The following is a 16,175-nucleotide window of genomic DNA, read 5'->3' as shown; positions in this document are numbered from 1 at the left end:
CGGGAGCTAGTCGCCGCACATCTCCCAGGGGTCCGGGGTCCCGTGAGAGAGGACCAGGCCGTACGACTCCGGGACCTCGCAGTCGTTCTGTTCCGTCCACTGATAGGCCAGCACGGTCCAGATCACGACCGCGACCACCGCCACCACACCCGGCACGCTCCAGCGGGACCGGCCCTCAGGGCCACCCCTGTCGTCCCGGCCCGGGCCGCCGGGGGGAACCTTGGGCGGTTCCCATCCCGGCCCGTTGTAGCCCGGGGGCCGCCACCCTTCCTCTTTGTTCGGCATGCCCATCAGTATCCAGAGCGCGCCCCACACCGCACCATGCTTGCGCGATTATTCCAACTACATTGCATGGCAGGGGTGTTGGGGAGACAGGCGGCTTACCTTTTTCGCGCCGTCAGCTGGAAGAGGCGGGCGGTGTGCATGTAGGGCGGGCGGTCGGTCGTGGCGAATTCGAGCTGCGCCAGCCGGGCGTAGAACGCGGGGTCGTACTTCCGTGCGTCGTCGGTGATGTAGTCGCAGAAACCGCGGATCCCGTAGTGCCGCACGTCCTCGCAGCCGAGGGTCCGCAGTACGGGGGTGATCTCCTCGGCCGTGTGGAGCCGCAGCGCCATGTCGAACGTCTGCGTACGGGCCCGGTCGGTGTCCAGCGCGGCCAGCGCGGCCGCGGGGTCCATCTCGCGGACGGCCGCGGTCAGGGCGGCCGAGTGCCGGTTGATCGCCATGACGGAGAACAGACCGCCGCGCCGCAACGGAGCGAGAGCCGCGGCGAGAGTGCCCGGCACGTCGTCCACGTACTGAAGGAGGTTGTGGCACAGCACCACGTCGAACTCCCCCTCGGCGAGGTCCGGCGGCAGAGCGGTGACGTCGGCGTGCACGCAGGTGATCAGCTCCGCCAGGCCCGCCGCCACGGCCCGTTCGGACGCGGCGGCGAGCATGGCGGGGGCGTGGTCGACGACGGTGACGCGGTGCCCGCGCGCGGCGAGACGCACGGCGTCACCGCCGTCGCCGCCGGCCAGGTCGAGTATGCGCAACGGAGGGCCGTCGCCGCTCAGGTGACGGAGCAGGTTCGCCTCGGCGATCGCGTAGCGCAGACGACCCCAAGGGGCGTCCTGCCACTCCTGCCACTTGGCCATGGCGGTGTCGAACTTCTCGGTGGCTTCAGACATCCGATGACGATAGCCGGGTCGCCTGTTGGGGCCGGGTCGGGCCTGTTGGGGCCGCGCGGCGCGGTCAGCGCAGGTCGAGGCGCATCACGACGCGGGGGTGACCGGCGAGGACCGAGGTCGTGTCGGCGGCGTGGATGAATCCGGCCCGTTCGAAGTTCTTCCTGATTCCTGCGTACGCCATCGTCAGGTCCACCTTGGCCCCGCCACTGCCTCCACCGCCGCCACGGGCACTGTTGTCAGCACTGTTGTCAATGGGGTACGCCTCGATCGCGGGCGCTCCCTGGGACCGCGCGAACTCGACCGCCCCGGCGATGAGGACATGCGAGATGCCCTGCTTGCGGTGGCCCGGCCGTACGCGGATGCACCACAGCGACCAGACCGGCAGGTCGTCGACGTGCGGAATCGTACGGCTGCGCGCGAACGAGGTGTCGGAGCGCGGTGCCACGGCCGCCCAGCCCACCGGTTCGTCGCCGTCGTAGGCGAGCACCCCCGGCCCGGGCCCCTTGCGGCACAGTTCGGCGACGTACCGGCCGCGGGCCGGACCGCGGAGTTCGTTGTTGAGTCGGGAGGGAGTCCGGTAGCTGAGGCACCAGCACACGTTGGCGCCGGGCGACTTCGGGCCGAGCAGGGCACGGACGTCCTCGAAGCGCGAAGCCGGGCGGACTTCGATGGTCATGACACCACGATGGCACGGCCGGCCTCACCGCGAGCTCTCCGTGATCGGCGTCAGCGCCACGACCCCGCGCCGGGGTGTTACTCTGTGTTACCCTCAGACGTTTGTGCGCGCGTGACGGCCGATGCTCCTGCCCCATAGGGGCCGCGGTGTTCGTCGACCGCTCGCCCTGCTGCCAGCAACCACCATCCTGCCGGGCCTTCCTCGGTATGTTCCTCTGCGGAAGGCTCTACATGAAGCGTACGGACCGCCCCGGCACCGCCAGCATCGCCACCGGCGCCCCTGGCGTCCCTGGCGACGGCCTCGACGGCTCGGCCCCGGCCGCGCCCGCGGTCACCTCCTTCGCCGATCTGGAACTGCCGGCCGCGGTCCTGCGCACCCTCACCGAACAGGGCGTGCGCGAGCCCTTCCCGATCCAGGCGGCCACACTGCCCAGCGGCCTCGCGGGACGTGACGTCCTGGGGCGCGGCCGCACCGGTTCCGGCAAGACGCTCGCCTTTGGTCTGCCGCTGCTCGCACGCACCGCCGGGCGCCGCGCGGAGCCGAAGCAGCCGCTCGCCCTGATCCTGGTGCCGACCCGTGAGCTGGCCCAGCAGGTCACCGAGGCGCTCACGCCGTACGCCGACGCGCTCCGGCTGCGCATGGCCGCGGTCGTCGGCGGCATGTCGATCGGCCGCCAGATCGCCGCGCTGCGCGAGGGCGCCGAGGTCGTCGTCGCGACCCCCGGCCGCCTCCACGACCTCATCGAGCGCAAGGCCTGCCGCCTCGCGCGGGTCCGGATCACGGTTCTCGACGAGGCCGACCAGATGTGCGACATGGGCTTCTTGCCGCAGGTCACGGACGTGCTCGACCAGGTGCACCCCGACGGTCAGCGGATGCTGTTCTCGGCCACCCTGGACCGCGACGTCGACCAGCTGGTCGAGAGCTACCTCCACGAGCCCGTCGTGCACTCCGTAGACCCGTCCGCGGGCGCGGTCACGACGATGGACCACCATGTCCTGGTCGTCCACGGCCCCGACCGGTACGCCGTCACCACCGAGATCGCCGCCCGCGAGGGCCGCGTCCTGCTGTTCCTGGACACCAAGCACTCCGTCGACCTGCTCACCCGGCACCTGCGGGCCAGCGGGGTGCACGCCGCGGCGCTGCACAGCGGCAAGTCGCAGCCGCAGCGCACCCGGACCCTCGCGCAGTTCAAGAACGGGCAGATCAGCGTCCTGGTGGCGACCAACGTCGCGGCCCGCGGCCTGCACATCGACGACCTCGACCTCGTGGTGAACGTCGATCCGCCCACCGACCCCAAGGACTATCTGCACCGCGCGGGCCGCACCGCCCGGGCCGGCGAGTCCGGCAGCGTCGTCACGCTGGTCCTGTCCGGCCAGCGCCGCGAGATGAGCCGGCTGCTGTCCGAGGCCGGGGTCGAGCCGACGGTCACCAAGGTGCGCTCCGGCGAGGCGGAGCTGAGCCGGATCACCGGGGCCAAGGCCCCTTCCGGCACGCCGCTCGACGGTGGTCCCGCCGCGCCCCGGCCCAAGAACGTCAACGCCCCCTTCCGCGGCATCGGCACCAGCAAGGACGCCTCGCGCGGCACGGGCGGCAAGTCCCGCAAGTCGGGCGAGGCCCGCAAACTCGCGGAGGCGCGCAGGGCGGCCATGGTCCGCCGGGGTCGCTGAGGCGTCCCGCCACTTACCAGCCCGCCGCGGGCGCTGCACGTCCCCGCCAGGGGAGCTGATGCATCCCGCCGAGGACGTGAGCGTCCCACCAAGGCGCTGAACGTCCCGCCAGGGGCGCCGAGGCGTCCCACCGAAGGCGTTTACCATCCCGCCGCAGGCGCTGAACGTCCCGCCAGGGGCGCGGAGGCGCCCCTCCGCAGGCGCTGACCACCCCGCCGCAGAGACCGAACGCCCCGCCGCCGGAGGCCAACTTGCCCTTTCGGCAAGAAATCTTCCGGCACCGCGAAGGCGTCCGCACAGTGGGCGCATGACTACCTCAGGAAGCTCTGACTCCACCCCCAGGGCCGGCAGCGGCGTCGCCGTCCGGCCGTCGGCCGCTGACTCGCGCGACGCCGAGCCGTCCGAAGACGCCCAGCGGTTCTGGGACAAGCGGTACCGCGCCGGTACGCAACCCGGCCGCGGCCGGCCCAACGCCGTGTTCGCCGGACTCGTCGCCGGCCTGCCGACCGGCAGCGCCCTCGATCTGGGCTGCGGCCCCGGCGGTGACACCCTGTGGCTGGCGGGGCGGGGCTGGACCGTGACCGCCGTCGACATCTCACCCACCGCGCTGGCGGGCGTACGGGCCGAGGCGGCCGCAGCCGGGCTGGAGAAGCGTATCCGCACCGAACACCACGATCTGAGCGTGTCGTTCCCGACGGGCCGGTTCGACCTGGTCTCGGCCCAGTTCCTCCAGTCACCCCTCGCCTTCCCCCGGCAACGAGTGCTGCGGCAGGCCGCCGAGGCGGTCGCCCCCGGCGGCCTGCTGCTTGTCGTCGAGCACGCCTCGGTTCCACCGTGGGGCCGCGCGGCCCATCCGGACGTGGAGCTGCCGACCGCCGCCGAGACGCTGGCCGGGCTCGCCCTGGCGGAAGGCGAATGGACGGTCGAGATCGCGGAGCCCCGCTCCCGGGAGGCGACCGGACCCGGCGGGGAGACCGCCACCCTGGACGACAACGTCATCGCGGCGCGTCGTCGGCGTTGACCCGCCCCCCTCACGCCGCCGCCCGGCTCCGACCGGGTGACGGCGACCGGCCCGGCCGTGGCACGCCACGGCCGGGCCTCCCCCGCCGCCAGACTGGGCAGGGCCCACCGCAGCCGCACTTCCGGAGCCCTCATGCCCCAGCCCGCCACCGGACCGACCGAAGCGAACACCTTCCCGGCGCTGTGTGCTCACACGCATCTGTTCCCGGGCGCCCGCTGCCGCCTCCAAGGGCTGCCCGACCCGCACGCGTTCACCGCCGCCCCCTGGTCCATCGGCGTGGACCTGCGCTTCTCCGACGACGCGGCCGCCGCCGAACTGCGCACCGGCGGGCCGGATGGCCCCGTGCTCGCCGTGCCGCCCTACACAACCGGCGCGGGCACCCATATCGGCGAACGCGCTTGGTTCGTAAGGGAGTTCACCTGGGTGGACGGCGAGGTCGAATTGAGGATCGGCGGCCACGCCTGACACACTCGCCTCACCCAGCGGTGGCGCCGCCGGTCGCGGAGGGCCCGTACGCTCCTCCTCCCCAGGGAGGAGACGACGCCCCCGGCTCATGCAAACGCACCAGCGGCTTTCTCGGCAAGGACGTGGTCCCGGACGTCCTCCTGACCGGCATCCGCACCGTGGCGGCCGGCGACTCGCTGATCTCCCCACGGCGACACGGGCGCTCATCACCCGCTTCCTGGCCATGCCCGAAGATGACGCCCCGGACGGGAACGCGAAGTCATGGCGCTGGCCGCCCGCGGCAGGTCCAACGCCGACATCGCCGACCACCTCGTCCTCAGCCCGTTGACCGTACGCAGCCACATCCAGCGGGCCATGACGGAACCGCATGCCCGCGACCGGGCGCAGCCCGTGGTGATCGCCTACCAGAGCGGTCTGGTGCGGCCACGCACGTGACCGCCCCTTACGGCGCTCGGCGGGAGTACGCCCCGGGGCTCAGCCGCGTTCGCGGAGGTACGCCTCCAGCTCCGCGGCCCCCGTCAGCATCGCCCGCGCGCGGGCGGAGAGCCTGCCGTGCCAGTCGCGCAAAGCGGTCTCCAGCGGCTCCAGGCCGCCGGCCGCCCGCACTTGGGCGATCAGCGGGGCGATCTGCTCCAGGAGGTAGCCGCCCCGCCTGAGCTGGTGGGCGAGGCGGGCGTCTCGCACATCGGACTCGTCGTAGACGCGGTAGCCGGTCCGGGCGTCACGGCTCGGGCGCACCAGCCCGGCGCGCTCCCATGCGCGCAGCGTCGCCGGCCGGATGCCGAGTCTCCCGGCCAGCGGCCCGATGAATGTGCCGCCGGGTGCGGACGGCACCGGTTCAAAGACGGTGGCGGGGTCCAGATCGCGCAGGGCGCTCTCCACGGCTCGTAGGGTCCTGCGGTCTTCGAGGAGTTGGGCGTGGCTCTCGTCGATGAGGCGGAACGCCTCGTCGGCCGCTCCCTCGTTCACGGCCCGCATGATCGACGCGGCCGTCCGGTGGCCGTGGCCGGGCACCAGGGCGAGGAACGCGCGCAGGGCCCCCGCGTGCAGCGGCGTATAGGTGCGGTAGCCGTGGGCCGTGCGGCCGGCGGCCGGAAGGATGCCGGCCTCCTCGTAGTTCCTGACCGCCTGCGTGGAAAGGCCGTGTCCGCGCGCCAGGTCGACCGGCCTGAGCCGCACGCCGTTTTGAAGGTTTCTCCCCATGGGCCCGCCGATGCCGTGAAAAAGTTTCAACCGAAGGTTCAACGATACCGTTGAGGTCATGGCTGACACCGCTGACACCGCTGAGACCGCTGAGACCGCTGAGACCGCTGAGACCGCTGAGACCGCTGACATCGCCGACACCATCCACGCCGTCGACGCCGCCGCCGTCATGAGGCTGCTCCCGGCCCGGCCGCGGCTGCTCGCCCTGGGTGAGCCCACCCACGGCGAGGACACCCTGCTCGACCTGCGCAACGAACTCTTCCGGCAGCTCGTCGAGGAGGAGGGCTACCGGACGATCGCGATCGAGAGCGACTGCGTGCGGGGCCTGATCGTGGACGAGTACGTCACCTCGGGCGCCGGGACCCTGGACGAGGTCATGGAGCGCGGGATAAGCCACGGCTGGGGCGAGTTCGCGGGCAACCGCGAACTCGTGCGCTGGATGCGGGAGTTCAACGACGGTCGGCCCGCGCCGGACCGGCTCCGCTTCGCCGGCTTCGACGGCCCGCTGGAGATCACCGGTGCCGAGAGCCCCCGGGAGGCCCTCATGGCGCTGCACGGGTACCTCTCGGACCAGGTGGACCCCGACCTGTTGCCCTGCACCGAGGAGACGCTCGACCGTCTGCTCGGCGCCGACGACCGGTGGACCGACCCGGCGGTGATGCGGGATCCGGCCCGTTCCGTGGGACGGTCGGCCGAGGCACGCCAACTGAGGTTGCTCGCCGACGAGCTGGAGGCGCTTGTCGACGCGCAGACACCGCACCTCCTCGCGGCGTCCTCCCGGGACGACTGGGAACGGGCGTGCCTGTACGGCCGCACCGCGACCGGCCTGCTGCGCTACCACCACTGGATGGCGGACCCCTCACCGGCCCGCATGACCCGGCTGGTGAGCGCGCGGGACCAGATGATGGCGCACAACCTCCTCGCCGTCGCGGCCCGCGGCCCGGCGCTCGTCCATGCCCAGAACTCCCATCTCCAGCGGGAGAAGAGCACGATGCGCATGTGGCAGGGGCCGGTGGAGTGGTGGAGCGCCGGTGCGCTGGCGAGCGCCCGGCTCGGCGACGAGTACGCCTTCGTGGCCACGGCGCTCGGGACGATTCGGCACCAGGGTGTGGACGCGCCGCCGCCGGACACCGTCGAAGGGCTCCTGTACGCGCTCCCGGAGGACCGCTGCGTCGTCGACGCCCGGCGACTGGCCGCCGCCCTCGACGACGTGCCGCCAACGCCGCGCGTGTCCCCGTGGTTCGGCTACGCCGCGCTCGACCCGGCGCACCTGGCGGGCAGTGACGGCCTCGTGTTCGTCAAGGACGTCGGCCCCGGGCGGTGAGTCCGACCGTCGCACTTCTGGAGCCGCGCCTTTCCACCCATCATCGGCTTAGGTTAGGCTCAGCTAAGTGACCGATGCCCTTCGAACACCTCGCCCTGTGACGGTTCCGCCCGGCCATGGCCCGGGCAGCGAACAGGAGCGAAGGACGACGCCCTCCCTGCCCGCCCCCGACACTCTCGCCGCCCCCTTCACCCCCTCCACCGACAGCGGGGAGGCTCTGCGGGCGCCCCGGCTCAAGGAGTTCCGGGGCAGCACGGTGGTGATCAAGTTCGGCGGCAACGCCATGGTGGACGACGAGCTCAAGCGGACGTTCGCCCGGGACGTGGTGGAGCTGCTGCGCGCGGGCCTGCGCCCGGTCGTCGTACACGGCGGCGGTCCGCAGATCAGCGCCCTGCTGGACCGGCTCGACCTGGAGGTCCGCTTCGAGGCGGGGCTGCGGGTGACCACTCCCGAGGTCATGGACGTGGCCCGGATGGTACTGACCGGCCGCGTCCAGCGGGAGCTGGTGGGGCTCATCAACCGTCACGGACCGTTCGCCGTGGGGATGTCCGGCGAGGACGCGCACACCATGACCGCCGTGCGACGTGCCGCCTGGGTGGACGGCGAGCCCGTGGACATCGGGCTCGTCGGCGACATCGTCGACGTGAACGCCGACACCCTGACCGCCCTCCTCGACCAGGGCCGCATCCCGGTGGTCTCCCCCATCGCCCGGGGGGCGGACGGACAGGTCTACAACATCAACGCCGACCTCGCGGCGTCCGCGCTCGCGGTGGCACTCGACGCCGAGAAGCTGGTGATGCTCACCGACGTCGAGGGCCTGTACGCGAATTGGCCGCACAGCACCGAGGTGATCGAGCACCTGACGGCGGACGAGCTGGAGAAGCTCCTGCCCGAGCTGGCGAGCGGAATGCTGCCCAAGATGGAGGCGTGCCTGCGGGCCGCCCGGGCGGGCGTACGCATGGCGCACGTACTCGACGGCCGGGTTCCGCACGCCGTGTCGCGGAGGGTCTTCTCCGGTGTCCGCCACGGCACGGTCGTGGTTCCGGAGCGGGAACAGGGCGACGCCTGACCGGCGACAGGACACACTGAAGGGCGCCTGTATGTGAAGTCCGGCCTCCGGAACGGAGTTCACATACAGGCGCCCTTCGCCTCTGCCTCCACCCCTTCGCCTTCGCCTTCACCGCGAGGCGGTCAGAGGGTTCGGGCGAGGACCCGTGAATTGCGGGCAGGGTCCAGCGAGTCGGCCCAGGCGCGCGGCGCCAGTTCCGCCGCGGTGGGCGCGAAGCCGTGCCGGAGGAAGAGCTCTCCGCCGCCGGTCGTCGCGGTGAACAGGGCACACAACGACCGGGCGTCGGCCTCGGTCAGCGCCGCGCGCAGCAGGGCCACACCCACGCCTCGCCCCTGACTGCGCGGCGCGACACAGAAGTTGTAGAGGACGCCGGCCGGTCCGCGGCCCTCGTCCGGGTCGGCGGGGTAGACGCTCACTCCCAGACAGCCGTCGAGGGTGCCGTCGCAGGCCTCGACGACCAGGAAGTCGGTCGCGTCGGAGGCGTAGAGCGACAAGGGGCGTCGGCGCAGCGCTCCCGAGCGGACGAACGGCCGGGACAGCGCCTCAAGGGCGACGGCGTCTCCAGGGCGCGCGGAACGCACGGCGAGCAGGGCGGGCGGGGCGGCGCACGGCGACGGTGCGCCGAGGCGTGGGGCGGCCGTGGACAACAGGTTCCCTTCCTCCAGGTCAACTAAGGTTAGCCTGCCCTAAGTAGACCTTCAAAAGCCAGCCGGGGCACCTGAGCCGCCGTCAAATCAGAGGAATTCAAGAGATTTCAGCGCGGCCGTCGACGTATGTCGCCACGACCTCGATTTCGCCGATGCGCGACGTACTGACGCTCTGCGGGTCGTCACCCAGCACGACCAGGTCGGCGCGCTTGCCGGGAGCGAGGGTGCCCGCGCCGTCGTCCCAGTGGCAGGCGAAGGCGCCGCCGACGGTGTACGCGCGCAGGGCCTCGTCGACGGTGATGCCCTCGTCGGGGCCGATCACCTGTCCCGACTCCGAGGCGCGCTCGACCATGAACTGGACGGCCCGCAGCGGCGATCCGTCCGTGACGGGCCGGTCGGAGCTGCCCACCAGGGTGACGCCGTGGTCCAGGAACCCCTGGCCACGGTAGAGCCACGGGGCCCGGTCCTCGCCCATGATCGCCGCGTAGTCGTCACCGAAGTACCGCAGGAAGTTCGGCTGCACCACGGCGCTCACGCCGAGCCGGGCGAAGCGGGCGAGCTGGTCGGGGCGGATCAGCCCGGCGTGTTCGATCCGGTGGCGCGCGGCGGGGCGCGGGTGGGTCCGCTGGGCCCGTTCCAGCGCGTCGAGGGCGACGTCGGCGGCGCGGTCGCCGATCGCGTGGACGGCCAGCTGCCACCCGGCGAGGTGGCCGGCCACGATGGTGTCGGCGAGCGTCTGCGGGTCGTCCTGCAACTGCCCTGTGTGGCCCGTGCCGTGGTCCGTGTCGTCGTGGCCGTGGTAGGGGGCGGTGAGCGCGGCGGTGCGCGCCATCATGCCGCCGTCGGTGTAGACCTTGAGCGCGCCGATGGAGAGCCAGTCGTCGCCGAATCCGGTGCGCAGACCGAGGTCGAGGGCGCGGGGGGTGTGGTCGGCGTCGGGCAGTGCGACGGGGTGCAGGGCGTCCGCGGCCACCATGAGCTGGATGCGCAGGGGAAGTTGGCCCTGCTCCCTCGCCAGTTGGTAGGCCGCGAGCTCGGCCGGGCCGTGGCCGAACAGGGAGCCGCCGATGCCTGCTTCGGCGCAGGCCGTCACGCCCTCCGCGCGGCAGGTCCGGGCGGCATGCGCGATGGCGTCCGCGAGTTCCTGCTGCGTGTGCGGCGGGCGGAGCGCGCGTGCGGCGCCCATGGCGCCCTCGGCGAGGAAGCCGTTCTCGTGGGGCACGTCGGCGGGGAGCAGGTCCAGGACCGCGCTGTTGACCACGCATCCGTGTCCTGAGTCGTGCAGCAGGAAGATTTTGCGTCCCTGGCCGACCCGGTCCAGCTCGGCGGCGGTCAGATGCCGTCCCAGCGCCCGCTGGTCGTACCCGGCGAGGGATACCCAGGCATCCGGCGACGACTGCCGCGAGACGGCCCGGGCCACGACCGCGAGCACGTCCTCGACCCGTTCGCAGGGCGCCACACTCGGCGTACGCGCCTTCAGTCCCGTCCACGCGAGATGGACGTGGCTGTCGATGAACCCGGGCAGCACCGTGGCGCCTTGGAGGTCGACGACCTCGCGGGCGGGCAGCGACGTGACGGCGTCGTCGAGGCCCACGATCCTCCCCCGCCAGATCCCCACGTCGTGGGCGACGGGGTGGGCCGGATCCATGGTGCGGAAGCGGGCGTTCGTCAGGCGCGTGGAGAGCATCGGGGGCGGTCCGTCCTAGCTGGTCTCGGCCATCGCGGCGACGGTGGGCACGTCGTCCCTGGGGTCATCGGGCAGGTGGCGGCGGGGTGCTGCGGGCACCACCAGCGGGGTGCCGGTCTCGGGGTCGTCGATGATGCGGCAGGGCAGCCCGAACACGTCCTCGATGAGGTCGGCGGTCACGACGGTGGCCGGGTCGCCCTCGGCGGCGACCGTGCCGCCGGCCCGCATCACGATGAGGTGAGTGGCGTAGCGGCAGGCCTGGTTGAGGTCGTGCAGGACCGCGACGACCGTGTTCTTCTTGCGGGCGTGCAGGTCGGCGCAGAGGTCGAGGACCTCGACCTGGTGGGCGATGTCGAGGTAGGTGGTGGGTTCGTCGAGGAGCAGGATGGACGTCTGCTGGGCGAGGACCATGGAGAGCCACACGCGCTGGCGCTGTCCGCCGGAGAGGTCGTCGACGGGACGGTCGGCGAGTTCGAGTACGCCGGTCTGGCGCAACGCCTCGGTGACGGCCGCCTCGTCCTCGGCGGACCACTGCTTGAGGAGGCGCTGGTGCGGGTAGCGGCCGCGGGCGACGAGGTCGCCGACCGTGATGCCGCCGGGCGCGGTCGAGGACTGCGGGAGCAGCCCGAGGCGGCGTGCGACCTCGCGCGAGCGGTACGAGGCGATGGCCGCGCCGTCGAGATAGACTTGGCCGGAGCGGGGCTTGAGCATCCGCGCGAGGGCCTTGAGGAGCGTGGACTTGCCGCAGGCGTTCGGCCCGATGATCACGGTGAAGGAGTGGTCGGGTATGTCGACGCCCAGCGAGGTGGCCACGGTCCGCTGGTCGTAGGAGAGCGTGAGGTCCTCGGCCCGCAGGCGAGGCGTGGGCCGGGGCGTGGGCTTGGTCGTTGCAGTCATGCGCGGCTCTTTCGCGACTCGGTGATCAGCAGCCAGATGAGGTAGAGCCCGCCGATGGTGCCGGTCGCCGTACCCACCGGCAGCAGCGTGGGGGCGAAGACGCGCTGGGCGAAGAGGTCGCTGCCGGCCAGCAGCAGCGCGCCCATCAGGGCGGCGGGCAGCAGCGAGGGCCCGGAGGACCTGGTCAGCCGGCGGGCCAGCTGCGGCGCCGCCAGGGCGATGAACCAGATGGGGCCGGTGACCGCCGTGGCGAAGGCGGCGAGCGCGACGCTGATGACGAGCAGTGCCGTGCGCGTGCGCGGCACGTTGACCCCGAGGGCCATGGCGGTGACGTCGCCCATCTCCACCATGGACAGGCGGCGGGAGAGCAGGAAGGCGAGCGGGAGCAGGACGAGCACCGCCAGACCGATGGCGTTCGCGTGCTGCCAGCCACGGCTGTTGAGGCTCCCGATCAGCCAGGCCTGCGCCTCCAGGGCCTCCTGCCAGGTCGCCCGGGTGATGAGGTAGGAGTTGACGGAGAGCAGCAGGGAACTGACGCCGATGCCGACGACGACCAGCCGGAAGCCCTGGAGTCCTCGGCCGAGCAGCAGCAGGTAGACGGCGCCGGCGGTGAGGAACCCGCCGATCAGCGCGCCGAACGCGATCTGCGCCATGCTGCCGTGCAGCACGGTGATGACGACGAGCGCGCCGACGGCCGAACCGTTGGTGAAGCCGATGATGTCCGGGCTGCCCAGGGAGTTGCCCGTCAGACTCTGCAGGATGGCGCCGCTGACCGCGAGGGCCGCGCCGACGCAGAGCGCGGTCAGGAGGCGGGGCATGCGCAGGGTGTTGACGATGAAGTCGGCGCCGGGCGAGCCGTTGCCCGTCACGGCCTTGAGGACTTCCCCGACGGACAGTTCGAAGTCGCCGGTGGTCAGCGTGACGAGCATGACGGTGATCAGCGCGGCGAGCATCACGCACGTCACGGCGAGGACCCGCCCCTGGACCCGTACGGAGGGGCCGCGGCGCCCGGCGCGGAGCACCGTCCCGCTGATGACCGGACGGGACCGCCCGGCGCTCTTGCCGCCCGCTTCCGGGGACTTCTCGTCTGCGGGAGCGCCCGCCTCGCGTACAGCACTCACAGCATGGCCAGCTTTCGACGACGGCACAGCGCGATGAACAGCGGTGCGCCGATGAACGCGGTGATGATGCCCACCTGGACCTCGCCCGGCGAGCCGAGCACCCGGCCGAGCACGTCCGACCCGATCAGCAGGACCGGCGCGAGCAGCATCGAGTACGCGAGGACCCAGCGCTGGTCGGGGCCGACGATGAACCGGGCGACGTGGGGAACGGCGAGGCCGACGAAACCGATCGGTCCCGCCGCCGCGGTGGCGGCGCCGCACAGCAGCATGACCGCGAGGGCGCCGAGCAGCCGGGTCCTGCCGACGTTCAGCCCGAGGGCCCGGCCCAGTTGGTCACCCATCGCGAGGGCGTTGAGGGACGGGGCGAGGCAGAGCGCGATCAGCAGGCCGACGACGACGAAGGGAAGGATGGCGTAGACGACTTCGAAGTACCGGCCCGAGAGCGAGCCCACGTTCCAGAAGCGGAACTGGTCGAAGGCCTCGGGGTCGAGCAGCAGCACCGCGGAGTTGAAGGCGTACAGGACCGCGGTGACCGCCGCGCCCGCGACGACCAGGCGGTCGGGGGTGGCCACCTTGCGTCCCGAAGTGCCCAGCAGATAGACGACGACCGAGGCGACGGCGGCGCCGATGAAGGCGAACCACACATAGCCGAGCACCGAGCCCACGCCGAGGAAGGCGATGGCCACCACGACTCCGGCGGCGCTTCCCAGGCTGATCCCGAGCAGGCCGGGGTCGGCGAGCGGGTTGCGGGTCAGCGCCTGCATCAGCGCTCCGGAGAGGCCGAGCGCCATGCCGACGAGGAGCCCTAGGAGCGTTCTGGGGATGCGGTAGTCGTGGATGATGATCGACGTCTCCGACCCGTCGGGGTTCCAGAGCGCGCTCCAGGTCGCGGTGAAGGGAATTCCCCTTGTACCCACCCAAATGCTGAGCAACGCGACAAGGACCAGGGCGCCGAGCGCCACGAGCAGGCCCACGCCCCGCAGGGTGTTCACGGTCCGGCCCGCTCCGGGTGGCGCCGCGACGGCGGCTCGGCCTTCGGACACCGCCCGGGTTTCGACCGACAACGACAACTCCCCCTGGCGGCAGTTCGGGCGTCGTCCGCGTGAAGGCGCGGCGCGCACGGCAAGTTGAGACTTAGGTGAGCCTAACCGAACGCATCCGGCCCGGTCAACGCGCGGGTCTTCACCGCGAGATGGCCTGCGGTCACGATAGGAACGCGAGATTGAGCACGCGAGGTCGGGAACGCGAGACTGGGGCGCTAGGTCGAGGGCGCGAGGTCGAGGGCGCGAGGTGGCGACAGACGGGCACCACCTGTTTAGAGTAGCCTTACCTAACCCATATGAACATCGTCGCGGAGGGCCGCATGCCAGCTGGAGCACCAACCGGGGGGCACGTCCTCCGCAGGGCGATCAGGGGGCAACGACGCCGTATCGTCGCCGCCTCCCTGCTCGGCATGACCCATCAGGGATGCGAGGCCCTGGTCCCCGTGGTCATCGGCGTCGCCATCGACACGGCCGTCGCGACCGGAGACTCCGGGGCCCTGTTGCGCTGGCTCCTCGTGCTCGCGGTCCTCTTCTTCGTGCTGTCCACGTGCTACCGCAACAGCGCGCGGATCACCGAGGGCGCGGGCGAACAGGCCGCGCACGAGCTGCGGCTCGAACTCGGCGCCCGGGTCCTCGATCCACGCGGCGGCTCCGACGCGAACCGGCTGCCGGGCGCGCTCACCAGCATCGCCACCAACGACGCCCGCCGGGTGGGCTCCGTGGCGACGGTCCTCACCTACGGCGTGGCGGCGGTCGCCGCCCTGGTCATCAGCGCGGTGGCGCTGCTCAGGATCTCCGTCCCGCTCGGACTGCTCGTCCTGCTCGGCATCCCGCCCCTGCTGTGGCTCGGGCACCGCATCAGCCGGCCGCTGGAGCGCCGCAGCGAAACCGAGCAGGAGCAGGCCGCGCACGCCTCCGGCGTCGCCGCCGACCTGGTCTCGGGGCTGCGGGTCCTCAAGGGCATGGGCGCCGAGTCGGCCGCCGTGGCCCGCTACCGCACGACGAGCCAGGACTCCCTGGCCGCCGCGCTCAGGGCCGCCCGCAGCCGGTCCGGCCACGAGGGCGCCGTCCTCGCCCTGACCGGTGTCTTCATCGCGGTCATCGGTGTCGTGGGCGCCTACCTCGCCATGCGCGGCAGCATCAGCGTCGGCGAACTGGTGGCGGCGGTCGGCCTCGCGCAGTTCTTGCTCGGCCCCTTCCAGCTCCTCACCTACGTCAACGCCGAGTTCGCCCAGGGCCGCGCCTCCGCACGGCGGATCGCCGAGGTACTGGCCGAGCCCGCCGCCGTAGAGGGCGGCGAGGACACGCCGTCCGACCGGGCCGCGGGGCACATCCGGCTGCGCGGGGTGACACTCGGCACGCTGCGCGCGGTGGACCTCGACATCCCGGCGGGCAGCCTGACCGGCATCGTCGCCAAGGACCCGGCCGTGGCCAACGACCTGCTGCACTGCCTGGCCAGGGAGTCCGACCCGGCCAACGGCATCGTCGAGCTCGACGGCGTACCCCTGACCGCACTCGACCCGGACGGGCTGCGCCGCGCCGTCCTGGTCGCCCACCACGACGCCGATCTGTTCGAGAGCAGCCTCCTGGACAACGTGCGGGCGGGCGTGGACGACAAGACCGGGGCCGCGGCGGTCGACACCGCCCTCACCGCCTCCGCGGCGGACGAGGTGGCCCGGCTGCTGCCCGACGGCGCGGACACGGTGCTCGCCGAGCGCGGCCGGTCGCTGTCCGGCGGCCAGCGCCAGCGCGTGGCGCTCGCCCGCGCGCTCGCCGCCGACCGGCCCGTCCTGGTCCTGCACGACCCGACCACCGCCGTGGACACCGTCACCGAGTCGCGGATCGCCGCCCGGCTGCGTGCCGCCCGCCAGGGCCGCACCACCCTTCTCATCACCACGAGCCCGGCGCTCCTCGCGGTCACCGACCGGGTGATCGTCCTCGACGAGGGCGCCGTGTCGGCCGAGGGCCGGCACACCGAACTCGTCGCCGCCGACGAGGCGTACCGAGCGGCGGTGCTCGCATGACATCCGCGTACGCGAGCGAGACACGGAATCCGGCGGAGCAGGAGAAGCCGGCAGGGACGGATCCGGCGGAGCCAGGAAAGCCGGCGGGGGCTCAGAACCCGGCGGAGCCGGGGAAGCCGACAGGGACACAGAATCCGGCAGGGACAGAAGAGACAGCCGACA

15 protein-coding genes and 1 pseudogene are annotated in these 16,175 nt (G+C 72.4%); 7 read left to right on the top strand and 9 right to left on the bottom strand.

Annotated features, from left to right (window positions below):
• Nucleotides 1-6 precede the first annotated feature (6 nt).
• The 3 genes from ACF062_RS25210 to ACF062_RS25200 form a co-directional block, all read right to left on the bottom strand.
• Nucleotides 7-285: a hypothetical protein gene (locus tag ACF062_RS25210; RefSeq protein ID WP_392141440.1), complete on the bottom strand. Its 279-nt coding sequence runs from the start codon at nt 283-285 to the stop codon at nt 7-9.
• A gap of 95 nt (nt 286-380) precedes the next feature.
• Nucleotides 381-1,169, bottom strand: a complete 789-nt coding sequence (locus tag ACF062_RS25205; RefSeq protein WP_392141438.1) for a class I SAM-dependent methyltransferase — start codon at nt 1,167-1,169, stop codon at nt 381-383.
• A 64-nt stretch (nt 1,170-1,233) separates the two neighbouring features.
• Nucleotides 1,234-1,845, bottom strand: a complete 612-nt coding sequence (locus ACF062_RS25200; protein ID WP_392141436.1) for a GNAT family N-acetyltransferase — start codon at nt 1,843-1,845, stop codon at nt 1,234-1,236.
• A gap of 230 nt (nt 1,846-2,075) precedes the next feature.
• Here ACF062_RS25200 and ACF062_RS25195 point away from each other — a divergent pair, with 230 nt between their 5' ends.
• The 4 genes and pseudogenes from ACF062_RS25195 to ACF062_RS25180 form a co-directional block, all read left to right on the top strand.
• Nucleotides 2,076-3,512 carry a DEAD/DEAH box helicase gene (locus ACF062_RS25195; protein WP_392141434.1) on the top strand — a complete coding sequence of 479 codons (1,437 nt, stop codon included), beginning with the start codon at nt 2,076-2,078 and terminating at the stop codon, nt 3,510-3,512.
• 307 nt (nt 3,513-3,819) lie between these two features.
• Nucleotides 3,820-4,533: a class I SAM-dependent methyltransferase gene (locus ACF062_RS25190; protein WP_392141432.1), complete on the top strand. Its 714-nt coding sequence runs from the start codon at nt 3,820-3,822 to the stop codon at nt 4,531-4,533.
• 132 nt (nt 4,534-4,665) lie between these two features.
• Nucleotides 4,666-4,998 (top strand): hypothetical protein, encoded by a 333-nt coding sequence (locus ACF062_RS25185; RefSeq protein ID WP_392141430.1) that lies wholly within the window; start codon nt 4,666-4,668, stop codon nt 4,996-4,998.
• Between the two features lie 101 nt (nt 4,999-5,099).
• Nucleotides 5,100-5,433: pseudogene (locus tag ACF062_RS25180) on the top strand (response regulator transcription factor); the annotation flags it as partial.
• 39 nt (nt 5,434-5,472) lie between these two features.
• Here the strand turns inward: ACF062_RS25180 and ACF062_RS25175 are convergent.
• Entirely contained in the window at nt 5,473-6,201 is a 729-nt protein-coding gene (locus tag ACF062_RS25175; RefSeq protein WP_392141428.1) for a TioE family transcriptional regulator, read from the bottom strand.
• A gap of 169 nt (nt 6,202-6,370) precedes the next feature.
• Here ACF062_RS25175 and ACF062_RS25170 point away from each other — a divergent pair, with 169 nt between their 5' ends.
• Entirely contained in the window at nt 6,371-7,525 is a 1,155-nt protein-coding gene (locus tag ACF062_RS25170; RefSeq protein WP_392142016.1) for an erythromycin esterase family protein, read from the top strand.
• Between the two features lie 217 nt (nt 7,526-7,742).
• The gene (gene argB / locus ACF062_RS25165) at nt 7,743-8,594 is read left to right on the top strand and encodes an acetylglutamate kinase (RefSeq protein ID WP_392142014.1); all 852 of its coding nucleotides are present in this window, start codon (nt 7,743-7,745) and stop codon (nt 8,592-8,594) included.
• A gap of 122 nt (nt 8,595-8,716) precedes the next feature.
• Here argB and ACF062_RS25160 read toward each other — a convergent pair whose 3' ends face one another.
• From ACF062_RS25160 to ACF062_RS25140, 5 genes are all read right to left on the bottom strand, one after another.
• On the bottom strand, nt 8,717-9,241 hold the full coding sequence (locus tag ACF062_RS25160) for a GNAT family N-acetyltransferase (protein ID WP_392141426.1): 525 nt from the start codon (nt 9,239-9,241) through the stop codon (nt 8,717-8,719).
• 97 nt (nt 9,242-9,338) lie between these two features.
• Nucleotides 9,339-10,928: an amidohydrolase gene (locus tag ACF062_RS25155; RefSeq protein ID WP_392141424.1), complete on the bottom strand. Its 1,590-nt coding sequence runs from the start codon at nt 10,926-10,928 to the stop codon at nt 9,339-9,341.
• Between the two features lie 15 nt (nt 10,929-10,943).
• A complete protein-coding gene (locus ACF062_RS25150) occupies nt 10,944-11,825 on the bottom strand; it encodes an ABC transporter ATP-binding protein (RefSeq protein ID WP_392141423.1) in 882 nt (293 codons plus the stop codon).
• A complete protein-coding gene (locus ACF062_RS25145; protein WP_392141421.1) occupies nt 11,822-12,946 on the bottom strand; it encodes a FecCD family ABC transporter permease in 1,125 nt (374 codons plus the stop codon). Before ACF062_RS25145 ends, ACF062_RS25150 begins: the two co-directional genes overlap by 4 nt.
• Nucleotides 12,943-14,010 (bottom strand): FecCD family ABC transporter permease, encoded by a 1,068-nt coding sequence (locus ACF062_RS25140; protein WP_392141419.1) that lies wholly within the window; start codon nt 14,008-14,010, stop codon nt 12,943-12,945. The genes ACF062_RS25145 and ACF062_RS25140 overlap by 4 nt, the downstream gene beginning before the upstream one ends.
• Nucleotides 14,011-14,309: 299 nt before the next feature.
• On the opposite strand from ACF062_RS25140, the gene ACF062_RS25135 reads away from it, so the two are divergent.
• Nucleotides 14,310-16,013 (top strand): ABC transporter ATP-binding protein, encoded by a 1,704-nt coding sequence (locus ACF062_RS25135; protein WP_392141417.1) that lies wholly within the window; start codon nt 14,310-14,312, stop codon nt 16,011-16,013.
• The last annotated feature ends 162 nt before the right edge of the window (nt 16,014-16,175 follow it).

Origin of the sequence: Streptomyces sp. NPDC015345 (assembly GCF_043078805.1) — a bacterium.
Taxonomy (GTDB): Bacteria; Actinomycetota; Actinomycetes; order Streptomycetales; family Streptomycetaceae; genus Streptomyces.
The sequence above is the reverse complement of the archived record's forward strand: the minus strand, read 5'-3'. Positions and strand labels throughout refer to the sequence as shown.

Bases quoted from the DNA above. Each gene is read 5' to 3' on its own strand.
- ACF062_RS25195 (WP_392141434.1), top strand. From the start codon at position 2,076: ATGAAGCGTACGGACCGCCCCGGCACCGCCAGCATCGCCACCGGCGCC.
- ACF062_RS25190 (WP_392141432.1), top strand. From the start codon at position 3,820: ATGACTACCTCAGGAAGCTCTGACTCCACCCCCAGGGCCGGCAGCGGC.
- ACF062_RS25200 (WP_392141436.1), bottom strand. From the start codon at position 1,845: ATGACCATCGAAGTCCGCCCGGCTTCGCGCTTCGAGGACGTCCGTGCC.
- ACF062_RS25155 (WP_392141424.1), bottom strand. From the start codon at position 10,928: ATGCTCTCCACGCGCCTGACGAACGCCCGCTTCCGCACCATGGATCCG.
- ACF062_RS25175 (WP_392141428.1), bottom strand. From the start codon at position 6,201: ATGGGGAGAAACCTTCAAAACGGCGTGCGGCTCAGGCCGGTCGACCTG.
- ACF062_RS25210 (WP_392141440.1), bottom strand. From the start codon at position 285: ATGCCGAACAAAGAGGAAGGGTGGCGGCCCCCGGGCTACAACGGGCCG.
- ACF062_RS25205 (WP_392141438.1), bottom strand. From the start codon at position 1,169: ATGTCTGAAGCCACCGAGAAGTTCGACACCGCCATGGCCAAGTGGCAG.
- ACF062_RS25170 (WP_392142016.1), top strand. From the start codon at position 6,371: ATGAGGCTGCTCCCGGCCCGGCCGCGGCTGCTCGCCCTGGGTGAGCCC.
- ACF062_RS25135 (WP_392141417.1), top strand. From the start codon at position 14,310: ATGCCAGCTGGAGCACCAACCGGGGGGCACGTCCTCCGCAGGGCGATC.
- ACF062_RS25150 (WP_392141423.1), bottom strand. From the start codon at position 11,825: ATGACTGCAACGACCAAGCCCACGCCCCGGCCCACGCCTCGCCTGCGG.
- ACF062_RS25185 (WP_392141430.1), top strand. From the start codon at position 4,666: ATGCCCCAGCCCGCCACCGGACCGACCGAAGCGAACACCTTCCCGGCG.